Origin of the sequence: Actinokineospora auranticolor, from assembly GCF_041897805.1 — a bacterium.
GTDB lineage: Bacteria > Actinomycetota > Actinomycetes > Mycobacteriales > Pseudonocardiaceae > Actinokineospora > Actinokineospora auranticolor.
On the sequence record NZ_CP154825.1, the window covers coordinates 3,483,406 to 3,499,088 of the forward strand.

A 15,683-nucleotide genomic window follows, 5' to 3' on the forward strand; every position below is an offset into this window, starting at 1 on the left:
CTAGGGTCGGAAGGGACGAGGGGAGACGTCCGTGGACGGGATCAGGCGGCGGATCGCGGCGCAGGTGTTCGAGCGGGTGGCGGGTCCGGAAGGACCCGAGAACCGCAGGCGGATCCACGAGACACCGGGGGAGCGGTGGTTCGCCGAGGACAGTCCCATCCGCGTCGTGCACGGCGACGCGTCGATGTTCGTCGGTGGGCTCCGGGCCCTGCTGCTCCAGTCCCTGCACCCCGTGGCGATGGCCGCCGTCGCCGCCCACTCCGGCTACCGGGGCGACCCGTGGGGCCGCCTCCAGCGCACCAGCACCTTCCTCGCGACCACCACCTACGCCACCGCCGAGGACGCCCAGGCCATCGTGGACAAGGTCCGCCGCATCCACACCAAGGTGCGGGGCACCACCGACGAGGGCGTCCCCTACGTCGCCGCCGACCCGCACCTGCTGACCTGGGTGCACATCGCCGAGATCGACAGCTTCCTCCGGGCCCACCGCCAGTTCGGTGCCCACCAGCTCGACGAGGACGGCTACGACGGCTACGTCGCCGACACGGCCAAGATCGCCACCGCCCTCGGCGTCCCCGACCCGCCCACCACGCAGAAAGAACTCGCCGACCGCCTCGCCGAGTACCGCCCCCTGCTGCGCTCAACGCCCGCAGCCCGCGACACGGCCAAATTTCTCCTGCTCACCCCACCCGTCCCGATCCCGATGCGCGTCCCCTACGCGTTCCTGGGCGCGACCGCAGTCGCGATGCTGCCCACCTGGGCCCGCAAGGAACTGGGCATCCCACACGTCCCCGGCCTCAGCAGCCGCGTCGGCATCTTCGCGGGCCACGGCATCGTCCGCACCATCCGCTGGTTCATGACCGCCCCCGCCAACGGCTGAGGGCCGGTCCGAAGACCGGCCCCCAGCCCACTTGGTATCGGGATGCGCCAACGTCGCGTTGCGACATTGTGGTGTCGCCATCGACGCACCCCGAGTCTTCAGAGCGCCCCCGGTGGCACCGTTTCCACCTCGTCGGCCACCACCCGTTCGGTGACCCCGGGGGACGCTGGCCGCCTGCGCAGCTTGGGCAGCACCGCCCACCAGACCAGGGCCGCCGCGCACGTGTAGGCAGTCGCCATGGTCATGCTCATGGTCAGCGCGGTGGTGCCGCCCAGCGACACCAGCGGCGCGACCAGCGGGCCGACCGCGAACCCGGTCGTGCCCAGCAGCGCCGCCGCCGTGCCCGCCCGGTCCTTGTGGTCGGCCAGGGCCAGCGCCGTGCCGTTCGACTGCGCGCCGCCGCTGAGGAGCATCAGCAGCGCCAGCGCGACGAGCAGGGCGACCAGCCCCGCGTCGAACAGCACCGAGGCCAGCATGGCCACCGCGGCCAGCGCGGTGATGGCCGTGCCGATCGAGTACATCCGGGCCGGTCCGGCGCGGCGCACCACGACCCGGTTGATCTGCGCGCCCACCACCGACATGACCGCGTTGGCGGCGAAGCACACGCTGAACAGCTGCGGGCTCAACGAGAAGCCGTCCTGCAGCACGAAGCTGATCGAGGCCAGGTAGGTGAAGAACCCGATCCCGCCGAACGACCCGACCAGCAGGAAGCACAGGAACAGCTTGTCCTTGAGCAGCACCCCGAACTCGCGGACGCCGTCACCCTTGGTCCGCCGCCCGTCCGGCGGCAGGCTCTCCGGCAACGCCGCCCAGGCGAGCACGAACAGCGCGACCCCGATCCCGGCCAGCACGGCGAAGATGCCCCGCCAGCCCATGACCGGCGCCAGCTGGCCGCCGACCACCGGCGCCACGATCGGCGCGATCGCCCCGACCGTGGTCAGCATGGCCAGCAGCCGCACGAGTTCCACGCCGTCGGTCAGGTCGCGCGCGACCGCCAGCGCGATCACGATGCCCGCCGACCCGCTCAGCCCCTGGAAGAACCGGGCGGCGAGCAGCAGCTCGATCGACGGCGTGATCGCGCAGACCAGCGACAGCACCGCGAACAGGCCGACCCCCACGAGCAGTGGGGGCCGCCTGCCGTAGCGGTCGCTGAGCGGGCCCACGAGCAGCTGCCCGAGGGCCAGCCCCAGCATGCAGGCCGACATCGTCGCCTGCGCCAGGCTCGAACTGGTGTGCAGATCGCCCGCTAGTTCCGGTAGCGCGGGCATGTACAGGTCCATCGAGATGGGCCCGAACATCTCCAGCAGGCCGAGCACGACGGCGACGCGGCCCAGCTTCACGGTGTGCCGGTACCTTCCGCCGGGCGCTCCGGGCCGAAGATCCGGCGCAGCCAGGACAGCCGCGTCGCCTCCGCGGTGCGCGACACCTCGGCGTCGGGCGAGAAGCCCGAGAAGCCGTGGTAGCCACCCGCCCAGATGTGCAGCTCGGCCTGGCCGCCGGTCGCCCAGATGCGCAGCGCGTACTCGGTCGCCTCGTCGCGGAAGATCTCCGCGGCGCCGACGTCGATGAACGCGGGCGGCAGGTTCGACAGGTCCGCCATCCGCGCGGGCACCTGGTACGGCGACGCCTCGTCGGTGAACCGCTTCGAGCCGAGGATCGCGTCCCAGGCCGTGTCGTTGTTGTTGCGGTCCCAGGCACCCCGACCGTCGTACTGGCGGGTGGACGCCGACTCGTTGCGGTCGTCGAGCATCGGGCAGATCAGCCCCTGCCCGGCGATCGCGGGGCCGCCGCGGTCGCGGGCCAGCAGCGCGACACCGGCCGAGAGGCCGCCGCCCGCGCTGGCCCCGGTCACCACGACCCGGTTCGGGTCGATGCCCAGCTCGTCGGCGTGCTCGGCCAGCCACACCAGACCGGCGTAGCAGTCCTCGACCGCCGCCGGGGCCGGGTGCTCCGGCGCCAGCCGGTACTCCACCGACACGCCCACCGCGCCGAAGCGCAGCACGTCGGCGATCAGGCCGGCGATCCCGAAGAACCGGTTGCCCAGCACCATGCCGCCGCCGTGGATGCAGTAGATCGCGGGGGCCGGGGTTGCGGGCAGGTCGCGCGGCCGCACGATCGTCACGACGATGTCAGGCTCGCCCGCCGGACCGGGGACCGTGCGGTCCTCGATCTCGACCGGCTGGTCGCCGACCATCACCTCGACGGGCGGGATGATGGTGGCGAAGTGCTCCCGGTTGGCCAGGATCGTGTCCGCGCGCAGCGGGATCTGCTCGACCAGGTCGAGGAACGCCGCCAGGCCCGGCTCGAGCTCCGGGTCGTAGGGGACCGGGGGCAGTGGCTGGTAGTCGCTCACTCGCCCTCCAGACCCAGCACGCGGCGGAACCAGGAGTTGCGGGTCTCCAGCGCGATCTTGCTGACCGGCCACTCCGGTACGTACATGTCGAAGCCGTGGAACGCGCCGCTCCACACGTGCAGCTCGGCCTGGCCGCCGGTCTCCCAGATGCGCAGCGCGTACTGGGTGTCCTCGTCGCGGAACGGCTCGGCGCTGCCGACCTCGATGAACGCGGGCGGCAGGTTCGACAGGTCGGTCGCCCGGGTCGGCGCCGCGTACGGCGACACCGCGTCGGTGCCGACCTTGTCGCCCAGCAGCGAGAACCAACCCGCCAGGTTCGCCTCGCGGGTCCAGGTGCCGATGCCCTTGTACTGGTGGCTGGCGACCGTGGTGTTGGTGTCGTCGATCATCGGGCACAGCAGCAGCTGACCCGCCAGCGCCGGACCGCCGCGGTCGCGGGCCAGCAGCGCGACACCGGCGGACAGGCCGCCGCCCGCGCTGCCGCCCATGACCACGATGCGGTTCGGGTCGACGTTCAGCTCGGCCGCGTTCTTCGACATCCACACCAGACCGGCGTAGCAGTCCTCGACCGGGGCCGGGTCCGGGTGCTCCGGCGCCAGCCGGTACTCCACGTTGACCGCGACGACGTTGAGCTCGAGCACCAGGGCCAGCAACCTGCCGACGTCCATGTTGCGGTGGCCGACCATCATGCCGCCGCCGTGGATGTTGTACAGGCCGGGCACGGTCCCGGTGAGGCCGCGCGGGGAGATGATGGTGATCTCCAGGTCCGGCGCGCCGTCCGGACCGGGGATGGTCCGCTCGACGACGTCGACCGGCGCGTCCCCGACCTGCACGGCGGCGGGCGGGAACATCGCGGCCATGCCCGCGCGCATGGCGGGGATGGTCTCCGGGGTGAACGGCGGCGCGTCGGGCTGCGTGACCTGCGCCAGCGCGGGCTCGATGTCCGGGTCGAACGGCACGGGTGTGGTGCTCACGGCAGGCTCCTCGCTCGCGGGTAGGGGGGTGCTCACGGACCCTCGGGGTTGACCAGGTCGCGGTCCACCCAGAACGGCTCGACCAGCGCGCGCAGCTCGGCGGCACCGACCTGGGCGACCAGGTCGACGGCGGCCAGGTTGTCCTGCAGCTGCGACATCTTGGTCGCGCCGAACAGCGTGGTGATGTTCGCCGGGTGGGTCAGGGTGAACGCCACGGCCAGCCGCGCCGGGCTGGTGCCCAGGCCCTCGGCGACGGCGGCGAACTCGCCCGCGCGCTCCTTGATGGCCGCCTGCACGCCACCCGGGTCGCGGCCGACCTCGCGGCCGGACGAGCTGCCCACCAGCAGACCACCCTCGAGCACGTCCGAGGACTGCATGGTGAAGCCGTCGGCGAACAGCGCGCCGAAGGGCTCGCCGTCCGGGATGGACCGGCGGGCCACGCTGTACTTGAGCTGCGCGATCGACGGGCCATCGACGCCGGTCTCGGCGGCGATCTCCTGGAGCTTGCGGATGTTGCTCGCCGACCAGTTGTTCACGCCCCACGCGCGGATCAGGCCCGCGGCCTTGAGGTTGGCCAGGTCCGCGACCAGCTCCTCCAGCACGATGTCGTCGCGCCGGATGTCACCGAGGATGACCAGGTCGGCGATGCCGAAGCCGCCGCGCAGCAGCGCGTTCTCCAGCTGCGGGCGGAACCCGTCCGCGCCGAAGCCCTCCAGCCACAGCTTGGCCGAGACCAGGTACTCCTCGCGGGCCACGCCCGCGGCGCGGATGGCCGCGCCCCAGATGACGTCGGTGAACACGGCGGGCATGCCGGGGAAGCCGTACACGCCGACGTCGAACAGGTTGATGCCCGCGTCCACCGCCGCGCGGAGCAGCGCCACGGTGTCGGCGAAGTCCATGCGGTCATAGGTGTGCCACGAGCCGATGGAGAGCTGCGAGATCTCCAGATCGGTGGTGCCGAGCTGCTTGCGGGAAACGGGGGTCATGCTGAGGGCCTCCTGCTGCTTTGGGGGAGACGGATCTGGGGGTGGTGGTTTGGGACTACGGCAGACGCGGGTCGATGACGGCCTTGACCTCGTCGAGCCGGTGCATGGCCTCGATCCGCTCGGAAGCGGCGGAGAGGCCGACGGGCTCGCCGAAGAGGCGGTCCCACGGGAAGCGCCCACCGAACGCGCCGAAGAACTCGATCGCGCGGTGGTAGTCGGAGATGTCGCCGTTGAGCGAACCGGAGATGGTCAGCTCCTTGCCCATCACCATGCCCAGCGGCAGCGGCGCGCCGACCGGGCCGGTGCTGCCGACGATGACGACCTGGCCGCGCTGCGCGGCCATGGCGACGGCCTCGGGGCCCACCGACGGGGCGCCCGCGAAGTCCATGACCAGGTCCGCGCCGCGGCCGCCGGTCAGCTCCTGGACCTTCTCGATGATGCCCTCGGAGCCCGCCGCGATGTCCACGGTGGCGTCGGCGCCGAAGTCGCCCGCGAGGGTGAGCCGGGACTCGGGCGCGCCGACGGTGATGACCTGGGCGGCACCGGAGATGTGCGCGACGGCGGTGGCGAAGATGCCCAGTGCGCCGGAACCCTGCACCACGACCCGCTTGCCGGTCAGCCCGCCGACGTAGGTGAAGGCGCGCAGCACGGTCTTGGCCGCGCAGCCCGCCATCGCGGCCCAGGTGCTCGGCACGGTCTCGGGCAGCAGCAGCTTCGCCGCGCGCGGCACGACGTAGGCGTACTCGCACAACCCGGCGGTGGCGTAGGGCGGAACATCCGACCTCTGGAGGAATCCGTAGCCGCGGCGCGAACAAGCGACAGGTTCGCGCAGGACCACGCAGCCGAAGCACTCACCGCAGGTCGACTCGGACCACCCGATGCGGGCGCCCACCTCGACGTCGCGGCCCAGCGCGTCCTTGGTGCCCGCGCCGACGGCGACGACCTCGCCGACCATCTCGTGGCCCAGCACCATCGGCAGCATGCCGGGGAAGCTCATCTTCCCGGACCAGATCTCGACGTCGGTGCCGCACAGCGTGGCGCAGGAGACGTGCACCAGGGCGGCGCCGGGCTCGATCTCGGTGGGCAGCGGGAGTTCGGTGAGGGTGAGCGGCGCGCTGTGCTCGGTCAGCACCGCCGCGCGGGTGGAGGTCGGGACAGTCATCGGCAAAGCCTTTCCGTGGCGCCGGGCCCGCAGTGGATGTGCTGCCCGTCTCGTTAGTCTACGGATGTCGATTAAAAAGTCGAGAACCCGGGTATCCCGTGCCACCGCAACCGATCCGGCCGGGTGGACGGCCCACCGCTCGTCCACTGTGGTCGATCGGGCCGGGTCGCGCGCGGTGCGCGGCTCCGGCGGGTGGCGCAGGACGTCGGACGTCGGCTGCCCGACGTCCGGTGTCCGGTTCTTCGAGCGGGCGCGGTGCGCGCGCCGGTTTCGGGCCACTGGTGTCGGCTTAGCGGCGGATCACCCGATTTCACCCGGTAAACGAGTGGAGCGGGGCCGGTTTCCCGGCCCCGCTCCGACATCAGACGAGCAGCTGTCCACCGTCGACCGGCAGGCTGGTGCCGGTGATGTGCGCGGCGTCGTCACCCGCGAGGAACACCACGGCGGCCGCGACCTGCTCCACGGGAGCCAGTTGTCGCAGCGGGATCCGGCTCAGCCAGGCCTCGCGCGCGGGCGAGCCCTCGGGCAGGCCCATGGCCAGCATCGGGGTCAGCACCGGGCCGGGGGCCACGGCGTTGACCCGGATCCCGTTCTCCGCCAGCTCGATGGCGGCCCAGCGGGTCAGCGCGTCGACGGCGGCCTTGCTGCTCTCGTAGCCGCCCATGCCCGGCGTGGGCTGGCGACCGCCGATGGAGGACAGGTTCACCACGACGCCGCGCACCCCCCCGTCGATCATCCGGCGGGCGACCTGCTGCGTCATCAGGAATGTGCCCTGCACGTTCACCTGGAGGATGCGCAGCATGTCGGCGGCGGGCAGGTCGAGCAAGCGGCCGTGGATCGCGAGCAGCCCGGCGTTGTTGACCAGGACATCGATCCGGCCGACCTCGTCGAGTGCGCGGGAAATCGACTCGTCGTCGGTGATGTCCAAGGTCACGCCGCGCACACCGAGTTCGGTCGCGGCGTCTTCTACGCCGTGTACGTCGGCGATCACGACCTGGTCACCGGTGGCGTGGAACGCGGCGGCGATCGCGCGGCCGATGCCGCCCGCCCCTCCGGTAACGAGCACGGTGCGGGCAGAGGTCATCGTTGGTTCCTCTCGGCCGAGGCGTTCGGGTCAGTATACAAGCGTAGAAAATAAACCGCCTGATCCACAAGGGGATCCGGTCGGGTCCAGGGTTGCGGTTCGGTTTCGCCCCAGGGTGCGCCCCGGTCGCGACCCGCGCAGGCGGAGGTCGGGTGACCGGGTGTCGGGGCTTCCACGGAAGCACGGGTGGGTGTCATCCGACTGGGTGGATCTTGTCGGTGGCAGGTATCCGACGATCTTGGCTGTAACGTTTTGCGTGCCGCGATGCCGATTCGTGACTTTACTGTTGTCATTCGTGACTTCGTCGCTGTAACACTCGACCTGACCACGGCGAACAGCGGCATAAGACCTGGAAAACCCGTTTCATATACGATTTTCTCCCCACCCCCCGCGGACTGAGGGCCAGTAACCTCCGAGAAAACTCCTGGTCGTCAAACCGTTGATTTTTTTGCCGACGAACGTAGACTATCCCGCACCACGGTGAGCCAGGTCTCACTTATCGATCTACATGCTCGAGGCGAGGACCAGCCCGCGCTAGCGGCGCGTGTCCCCCACCGGCAGTCCATCACCCGAGAGAGGGACTTGATGACGAGGACTCGGACAGCGGCGGCTCTGGTCGCGACCGCGGTCGCGGCAGCCACCGCACTGGCCGGATGTACCGGCGCGACCCCCACCACCTCCGGTGGCGGCACCGGCGGCGGCGGTACCGGCGCCCAGATCAACGACCTTAAGGCGGGCGTCTTCCTCGACGTCACGTCGTGGGACCCGGCCCTGGCCGACATCGGCTTCGACGGTCCGTACCTGTCGGCGGTCTACGACCCGCTGGTGTCGCTGGACAACGCGGCCAAGCCGATCCCGGCGCTGGCCAGCAAGTGGGAGTACTCGGCGGACAAGCTCACGCTGACGATGGACCTGCGCACCGGCGTGAAGTTCGACGACGGCCAGGCGTTCGACGCCAAGGCGGCGGTCGCGAACATCAAGCACCTCAAGGCGGGCGCGCGCTCCGGCCAGGCGTACCTCAACGTCGCCGACGTCACCGCCAAGGACGACGACACCATCGAGCTCAAGCTCTCCAAGCGCGACGACTCGCTGCTGTACTTCATGGGCCTCGGCCGCTCGTGGATGGCCTCGCCCGCCGCGATCGAGTCGGACGCGCTGGCCCAGGGCCCGGTCGGCTCCGGCCCGTACACGTTCGACAAGGGCGCCTCCGCGCCGCAGTCGCAGTACGTGTTCAAGAAGAAGGAAAACCACTGGGACAGCGCGACGTTCCCGTTCCCCAACGTCACGCTGTTCCCGATCACCGACCAGACCGCGAGCTTCAACGCGATGCAGGGCGGCCAGCTGAACATGCAGTTCGCCAACGCGGCGAACAACGCCAAGGCCAAGGAGGCGAACTGGAACATCGCGTCCAAGCCGTCGTCGTGGGTCGGCGTGCAGTTCGCGGACCGCACCGGCACCCAGGTCAAGGCCCTCGGTGAGCAGAAGGTCCGCCAGGCCATCGCCTACGCGTTCGACTCCGCGGGCATCCTCTCCGCCGTCGGCAACAACTCCGGCACCGCCACCAACCAGCTGTGGCCGGTTGACGGCAAGGTCTACGACAAGTCGATGGACGACAAGTACAAGACCGACATGGCCAAGGCCAAGGCGCTGCTGGCCGAGGCGGGCTACGCCCAGGGCTTCAGCGTGAAGATGCCGATGTCGCCGATCTTCCAGGCGTGGCAGCCCGCCGCGAACCAGACCTTCGGTGAGCTGGGCATCAAGGTCGAGTGGGTCGACATGGCCATGCCCGACTACCAGAAGAACGCCCCGACCTACCCGATGTTCCTCGCCGTGATCGCCATGAGCGGCAACGACATGGCCACCCTGTCCGACCAGGTCACCACCTCCCAGTGGTACAACCCGAACCCGTCGGTGGACAAGTTCCCCGAGGTCAAGGCCCTGGTCGACCAGGTGGAGAAGGCCGACGAGGCGCAGCAGACCGACCTGCTCAAGCAGCTCAACACCAAGCTCGTCGACCTCGCGTGGTGGGACGTCTGGTACCAGGCGGACAACACCTACTACAGCGTTCAGGGCATCAAGGTGCAGCCGGTCACCGGCATGATGTTCCCGACCCTGCGGTTCATCCAGCGCGGCTGACCCCACCAGTTGCTCCGGCGGCCCGCCCACCCCAGGGTGGGCGGGCCCGCCGGTGAGGAGCCGAGACTTATGTTTTCCTTCATCGCCAAACGCCTGGTGTCGGGGATCGTCCTGCTGTTCGTCGTCGCGACCGGCACCTTCTTCCTCGCCCACGCGGCCATCGGGGACCCGACCCCCGGTCTGCTCGGCAACAGCGCCACCGCCGTCCAGCAGGACGCGCTGCGCCACAAGATCGGCGTGGACCGCCCGCTGCTCACCCAGTTCTGGGACTGGTTGTCCCACGCCGTCACCGGTGACTTCGGCACCTCGTGGCGCACCTTCACCCCCGTCAACGCCGACCTGGCGCAGCGCCTGCCGGTGACCCTGTCCATCGTCGTGTTCGCGACGCTGCTCTCCGCGGTCTTCGGCGTCATCATCGGCGTCGCCTGCGGCCTGCGGCCCGGCAGCGTGCTCGACCGGATCCTGAAGTTCGCCTCGGTGGTGCTCTTCGCGCTGCCCGGCTACTGGGTCGCGATCGTGCTGGTCAACGTCTTCGCCCTGGGCCTCGGCTGGTTCAACGCGGTCGGCTACGTCGACCCGGTGGTCTCGGTGGGCGGCTGGATCCAGTCGATCACCCTGCCGTCCATCGCGCTGGCGCTCGGCGCGATCGTCATGGTGGCCGAACAGCTGCGCAACGGCTTCCTGGAGATCAACAACCAGGACTACGTGCGCACCCTCCGCGCGCGGGGCCTGTCCAAGGGCCGGGTCACCCGGCACGTGCTGCGCAACGCCTCCCCGGCCGCGCTCACCGTGCTGGCCATGATGTTCGTCGGCCTGCTCGGCGGCGCGATCGTCGTGGAACTGGTGTTCTACCTACCCGGCATCGGCCAGCTGACGCAGCAGTCGTCGCAGAACGGCAACATCCCCGTGCTGCTCGGCCTGACGGTGGTCACCGTCGTGTTCGTCGTCGTCATCAACTTCCTGCTCGACCTCGTGCTCGGGTGGGTCAACCCGAAGGTGCGCGACCGATGACCGCTGCCCCGTTCCCGACCAACCTGGCACCCGTCAAACGGGTCTCCCTGCTGCGGCGCTTCATGCGCAAGCCCGCGGGCGTCATCGCGCTCGTGGTCATGGTCCTGATCGTGCTGTCCGCGGTGCTCGCGCCGTGGCTGGCACCGTTCGACCCCAACCTGGTCAACTTCAAGATCACCAACGCGGGTCCGGGCAACGGCCACCTGCTCGGCGGTGACTCGGCGGGTCGCGACATCCTCAGCCGCCTGCTCTACGGCGGTCAGCTCACCCTCTTCGGCGCGCTGATCACCTGTGTCTCCGCGGTGCTGATCGGTGTCCCGGCCGGTGTGTGCTCGGGGTACTTCGGCGGCGTGACCGACCGGATCTGCACCTGGATCAGCGACGGGCTGCAGTCGATCCCCGGCCTCATCATGCTGATGGTGGTCGCGGCGGGCACCGGGCAGTCGTTCCCGGTCCTGATGGTGGTGCTGGGCCTGTTCATGGCCCCCGGCTACTTCCGGATCACCCGCGGTCGCGCGATGGCGGTCCGCAAGGAGCCCTACATCGACGCGGCCCGCGTCTCCGGCGTGACGAACCCGCGGATCCTGCGCACGCACATGGCGCGCGCGGTGTACCCGCCGATCGTCGTGCAGTCGGCGCTGACCGCCGGTATCGCCATCGGCATGCAGGCCGGTCTGCAGTTCCTCGGCATCGGCTCCGCGCAGACGCCGTCGTGGGGCCAGATGATGGCCAACGGCATGCAGGTCATCCAGAACTACCCGCTGATCCTGCTGTGGCCGTCGATCGCGCTGGGCCTCACCATCGCGGCGCTGGCGTTCATCGGCACCACGCTGGCCGACCTGATCAGCGTGCGCGTCGAGCGGCCCACCCGGCGGATGCGGCTCAAGGCCCGGCAGCTGCTGGTGACCCCGCCCGCCACCGCCGACCTGCCCAACCGGGTCGCCAGCGGCGAGCACGCCCACCGGGTCGAGGACTGCGCGCTGCGGATCGACAACCTGCGCGTCGGGTACCCGGCCCCGGACGGGGTCAAGGAGGTCGTGCGGGGCGTGTCCCTGGACGCCGCCCCCGGTGAGGTGCTCGGCATCGTCGGCGAGTCCGGCTCCGGCAAGACGCAGACCATGTTCTCGGTGCTGGACCTGCTGCCCGCGGGCGGCACGGCCGTCGCCGACGGCATCTACGTCGGCGGCAAGGAGGTGGGCAAGCTGTCCACCACCGCGCGCGCGGCCCTGCTCGGCCGCTCGATCGGCTACGTGCCGCAGGAGCCGATGACGAACCTGGACCCCAGCTACACCATCGAGCACCAGCTCGTGGAGCCGCTGCGGCACGTCCAGGGCATGGCCAAGGAGGACGCGCGCAAGCGGGCCAGGGAGGTGCTGGTCCGGGTCGGCATCAAGGACCCGGAGCGGGTGCTCAAGTCCTACCCGCACCAGATCTCCGGCGGCATGGCGCAGCGCGTGCTCATCGCGGGCGCGGTGTCCGGGCGGCCCTCGCTGCTGGTGGCCGACGAGCCCACCACGGCGCTGGACGTCACCGTGCAGGCCGAGGTGCTCGAACTGCTGCGCGAGCTGCAGCAGGAGTACGGCATGGCGCTGGTCATCGTCACGCACAACTTCGGCGTGGTGGCCGACATCTGCGACCGCGTCGTGGTGATGAAGGACGGCCGGATCGTGGAGAGCGGGCCGGTCGAGCGGATCTTCCGCCAGCCGGAGAACCCGTACACCGCCGAGCTCATCGCCGCGTCCCTGGACGACGCCGAGGGCAGGCACGAACTGGACCGGGCGTGGGCCGGTGCCCCCGCCGCGCACGTCGGCGGAGAGGAGGACGCGCGATGACCGCGCCGAACAACACCGCGCCGCTGCTCGAGGTGCGCGACCTGGTGGTCGACTACCACATCACCCGCAAGGTCAACTTCCGTGCGCTCAAGGGCGTCTCGATCACGGTCGGGGCGGGCGAGTGCGTCGGCCTGGTGGGGGAGAGCGGGTCCGGCAAGTCCACCCTGGGGCGGGCCCTGCTCGGGCTCGCGCCGGTGGCCGCCGGCGCGATCTCCTTCGACGGCAAGGACATCACGCACGCCAAGGGTGCCGCGCGGCGCAAGCTGGGCAACGACATCCAGGTGGTGTTCCAGGACCCGTACGGCTCCCTGGACCCCACGATGACCGTCGGCGAGGTGCTGGCCGAGCCGCTGGAGGTCGTGGGCGCGTCGAAGACGCAGGCCCGCGCCACGGTCGCGGAGATGCTCGACCGGGTGAAGCTGCCCGGCGACGCCGTGCACCGCTACCCGAGCGAGTTCTCCGGCGGCCAGCGCCAGCGCATCGCCATCGCGCGGGCGCTGGTGCGCAGGCCCCGGCTGATCGTCTGCGACGAGCCGGTGAGCGCGCTCGACCTCACCACCCAGGCGACCATCCTCGACCTGTTCATCGAGCTGCAGCGCGAGACGGGGGTGTCGTACCTGTTCATCTCGCACGACCTCGGTGTCGTGCGGCGGGTGTGCCACCGCACCTCGGTGATGTACCAGGGCGAGATCGTCGAGTCCGGGGACACGCACACCGTCACCGAGGAGCCCAACCACCCGTACACCCAGCGGCTGCTGCTGGCCGCGCCCGTGGCCGACCCGGCCAAGCAGGCCGAGCGCCGGGCGGCGTGGCTCGCCCTGCGCGAGTCGGCCTGAGCAGGGTCCTGAGACGGCCTGCACAGGCCATTGGAGTGAGCTGCCATGCCGAAGGTCATCGACCATGATCAGCGGCGTCGGGAGATCGTCGAGGTGTCCAAGAAGCTGATCGCCGAGGGCGGGTTCGAGGCGGCGACGATGCGCAGCATCGTCACCGCCGCGGGCTTCGCCAACGGCGCGCTCAAGCACTACTTCGCGGGCAAGGACGGGATCATCTCGGCGACGTTCCAGAGCGTGCTGGAGGACACCGCGACGCGGATGTCCGAACTGGACCCCGACCTGGGTCCGGTGGAGGCGCTGCACGGGTTCGTCGCGGCCGCGATGCCGCTGGTGCCGGAGCAGATCACCTCGGCGCGGATCCTGCTGGTGCTGTGGGGCCACTCCGTCGCCAACCCCGACCTGGCCCGGCAGTACCGGGAGCTGCTGGTGACCTGGCGCGCCGAGCTGTGCAGGCGCATCGCCGCGGCGACGAGCGAGGACACCGACCCGGAATCGGCCGCGGTCGGGGTGCTCGCCGACGAGATCATCTCGGTGACCATCGGGGCCAACGTGGCCAGTCTGATGCACCCGGTGGGCGCTCTCGTCGAGCGCTACACCGAGTACGTCGACAATCTGATGAAGCGAATCGCCGGATAGGGTGGAAACACTGGACCCATAACGGGTTTTGCGTCTACGATCGTAGAATGACCAGTGTTTCCGCCCTGCCGACCACCCGGACCCAGCCGACCGCCGAGGTGTCCGGCCCGCCCGTGGTGCTGATCCACGGCTTCGCCGCCAGCGGCGAGCGCGACTGGCCCGCCGAGCGCTGGGCCGAGCCGCTGGCCGCCGCCGGTCGCGAGACCGTCGTGGTGCACCTGCCCGGCCACGCGGGCGGCCCGGCCGTCGAGTCGGTCGACGAGGTGACCACCGCCCACCTGCTCCAGCGCATCGCCGCCGCCGTCGGTGACGCCGAGGTGGACGTCGTGGGCTACTCGCTGGGCGGGCGCCTGGCCTGGGACCTCGTCGCCAGTGGCGCGGTGCGGGCCCGCAAGCTCGTGCTGGGCGGCGTGAGCCCGATGGAGCCGTTCGCGGTCGTCGACCTCGCCGCCGCGCGTGCCGCGGTCGCGGGCGGACCGCAGCCGTCGGACATGCTCACCGGCATCATCACCAGCATGGTCGCCGCGCCCGGGCAGGACGGCGAGTCGCTGCTCAAGCTGGTCGAGGGCCTGGCCAGGGAGCCGTTCGACCCGAACGCCACCGCCCCCGCCGTGCCGACGCTGTTCCTCGCGGGCGAGGAGGACCCGATGTCGCAGGGCGTCGAGCACCTGGTCGGTCGGGTCGAGGGCGCCGAGGTCAAGAAGGTGTCGGGCGACCACATCGGCGCCCTCACCGGTGACGAACTGCGTGCCGAGGTTTTCGCTTTCCTCGGGATCTGATGAGGTGAAATACCCACTGACCCCCGCCGGGATTGTCCCGGCGGGGGTCAGTGGTCTTTGTTGCCGGTTACCGGATTACCTCGGTAGCGCGCATCCCGGCAGGGTCAGGTTGAACTGGTTCCCAGTGGTGATGCACTTCGGGATGTCGTAGGTCTCCTGGGCGTACCCGATGCCCGACCGCACGGTGACCTGTCCGGTCTGCGAGACCTCGCAGGGGTTGTTCTGCGTGCAGCGCTGGCCGCTCTCGTTGATCGTGTTGTTCACGCCAACGACCCGGCCGGAGCCGTCGATGACCGGGGAGCCGGAGGTCCCGCCGATCACGTTGCAGGAGCGGGTGTAGCGGATCGAGTCCTTCCACGTCCAACTGCCCTCGCGCAGCGTGTAGGCGAACCCGTCGACGGAGCAGGAGTAGACCCGCTTCCAGTAGCCGGACACGACCTGGATGCTCGCGCCCTGCGTCGGGTGGGTGTCCAGCATCGGCAGCGCCCGGGTGCGGTACTGCGACTGGATCTGCGCGTAGGTGGCGCTGAGCTGGTAGAACGCCGCGTCGGTGTTCTTCATGGTGGCGTAGGCCAGCTTCGTGGCCCGCAGCGTGCCCAGCGACGACCCGGACGGGCCCAGCAGCGTGAACGTGCGGCTGGAGGCCTGGTTGACGATGACCTCGTTGGCCCCCATCAGCTTCACGCAGTGCCCGTTGGTCAGCACCAGCGCCGGGTCGCTGTCGGCGGCGGCCGGGGGCCGCACCACGGACCCGGAGCAGTTGTCGAGCGCCACGATCGCGGAGAAGTCGGCGTACGCCTGCTCCTGCGCCTGCGCGGGAACGGCCAGCGCCGCCCCCGCCAGCGCGGTGGCGACGACGGCCACCATTCTCTTGAGCATGGAAATTCCTTCCGGTAGCAGGGATACCACCGGAAGGATCGACGCCCCTCCATTCACTCACCACCTCCATTCGGGTGGGAATAATCAACCGAGAACGGGCGATTTCGAACGGTTTATCGCCTATTGTTCTTTCTC

General features: G+C 70.4%; 14 protein-coding genes. 7 read left to right on the plus strand and 7 right to left on the minus strand.

Going from position 1 to position 15,683, the window contains the following annotated elements; genetic code table 11:
* Window positions 1–31: 31 nt before the first annotated feature.
* A complete protein-coding gene (locus V5P93_RS15760; RefSeq protein ID WP_104476354.1) occupies window positions 32–880 on the plus strand; it encodes an oxygenase MpaB family protein in 849 nt (282 codons plus the stop codon).
* Window positions 881–978: 98 nt separating this feature from the next.
* Here V5P93_RS15760 and V5P93_RS15765 read toward each other — a convergent pair whose 3' ends face one another.
* The 6 genes from V5P93_RS15765 to V5P93_RS15790 form a co-directional block, all read right to left on the minus strand.
* Window positions 979–2,220, minus strand: a complete 1,242-nt coding sequence (locus V5P93_RS15765) for a multidrug effflux MFS transporter (RefSeq protein ID WP_104476356.1) — start codon at window positions 2,218–2,220, stop codon at window positions 979–981.
* Window positions 2,217–3,233, minus strand: coding sequence for an alpha/beta hydrolase (locus tag V5P93_RS15770; RefSeq protein ID WP_245930960.1), 1,017 nt, complete (start codon window positions 3,231–3,233; stop codon window positions 2,217–2,219). The genes V5P93_RS15765 and V5P93_RS15770 overlap by 4 nt, the downstream gene beginning before the upstream one ends.
* Window positions 3,230–4,207 carry an alpha/beta hydrolase gene (locus V5P93_RS15775; protein ID WP_104476358.1) on the minus strand — a complete coding sequence of 326 codons (978 nt, stop codon included), beginning with the start codon at window positions 4,205–4,207 and terminating at the stop codon, window positions 3,230–3,232. Before V5P93_RS15775 ends, V5P93_RS15770 begins: the two co-directional genes overlap by 4 nt.
* 32 nt (window positions 4,208–4,239) lie before the next feature.
* Entirely contained in the window at window positions 4,240–5,193 is a 954-nt protein-coding gene (locus V5P93_RS15780) for an aldo/keto reductase (RefSeq protein ID WP_104476360.1), read from the minus strand.
* 55 nt (window positions 5,194–5,248) lie between these two features.
* Window positions 5,249–6,355, minus strand: coding sequence for a zinc-binding dehydrogenase (locus tag V5P93_RS15785; RefSeq protein WP_104476362.1), 1,107 nt, complete (start codon window positions 6,353–6,355; stop codon window positions 5,249–5,251).
* 361 nt (window positions 6,356–6,716) lie between these two features.
* A complete protein-coding gene (locus V5P93_RS15790; RefSeq protein WP_104476364.1) occupies window positions 6,717–7,439 on the minus strand; it encodes an SDR family NAD(P)-dependent oxidoreductase in 723 nt (240 codons plus the stop codon).
* A 585-nt stretch (window positions 7,440–8,024) separates the two neighbouring features.
* Between V5P93_RS15790 and V5P93_RS15795 the strand changes: the two genes are divergently transcribed.
* The 6 genes from V5P93_RS15795 to V5P93_RS15820 all read left to right on the plus strand — a co-directional run bounded on the left by V5P93_RS15795 (window position 8,025) and on the right by V5P93_RS15820 (window position 14,669).
* Entirely contained in the window at window positions 8,025–9,575 is a 1,551-nt protein-coding gene (locus V5P93_RS15795) for an ABC transporter substrate-binding protein (RefSeq protein WP_104476366.1), read from the plus strand.
* 69 nt (window positions 9,576–9,644) lie between these two features.
* Window positions 9,645–10,586 (plus strand): ABC transporter permease, encoded by a 942-nt coding sequence (locus V5P93_RS15800; RefSeq protein WP_104476368.1) that lies wholly within the window; start codon window positions 9,645–9,647, stop codon window positions 10,584–10,586.
* A complete protein-coding gene (locus V5P93_RS15805) occupies window positions 10,583–12,418 on the plus strand; it encodes a dipeptide/oligopeptide/nickel ABC transporter permease/ATP-binding protein (protein ID WP_104476370.1) in 1,836 nt (611 codons plus the stop codon). The genes V5P93_RS15800 and V5P93_RS15805 overlap by 4 nt, the downstream gene beginning before the upstream one ends.
* Window positions 12,415–13,254, plus strand: coding sequence for an ATP-binding cassette domain-containing protein (locus V5P93_RS15810; RefSeq protein ID WP_104476372.1), 840 nt, complete (start codon window positions 12,415–12,417; stop codon window positions 13,252–13,254). Before V5P93_RS15805 ends, V5P93_RS15810 begins: the two co-directional genes overlap by 4 nt.
* A gap of 45 nt (window positions 13,255–13,299) precedes the next feature.
* On the plus strand, window positions 13,300–13,890 hold the full coding sequence (locus tag V5P93_RS15815; RefSeq protein WP_104476374.1) for a TetR/AcrR family transcriptional regulator: 591 nt from the start codon (window positions 13,300–13,302) through the stop codon (window positions 13,888–13,890).
* Window positions 13,891–13,937: 47 nt separating this feature from the next.
* On the plus strand, window positions 13,938–14,669 hold the full coding sequence (locus V5P93_RS15820; RefSeq protein WP_104476376.1) for an alpha/beta fold hydrolase: 732 nt from the start codon (window positions 13,938–13,940) through the stop codon (window positions 14,667–14,669).
* A 75-nt stretch (window positions 14,670–14,744) separates the two neighbouring features.
* Here V5P93_RS15820 and V5P93_RS15825 read toward each other — a convergent pair whose 3' ends face one another.
* On the minus strand, window positions 14,745–15,548 hold the full coding sequence (locus V5P93_RS15825) for a serine protease (RefSeq protein ID WP_104476378.1): 804 nt from the start codon (window positions 15,546–15,548) through the stop codon (window positions 14,745–14,747).
* Window positions 15,549–15,683: the final 135 nt, after the last annotated feature.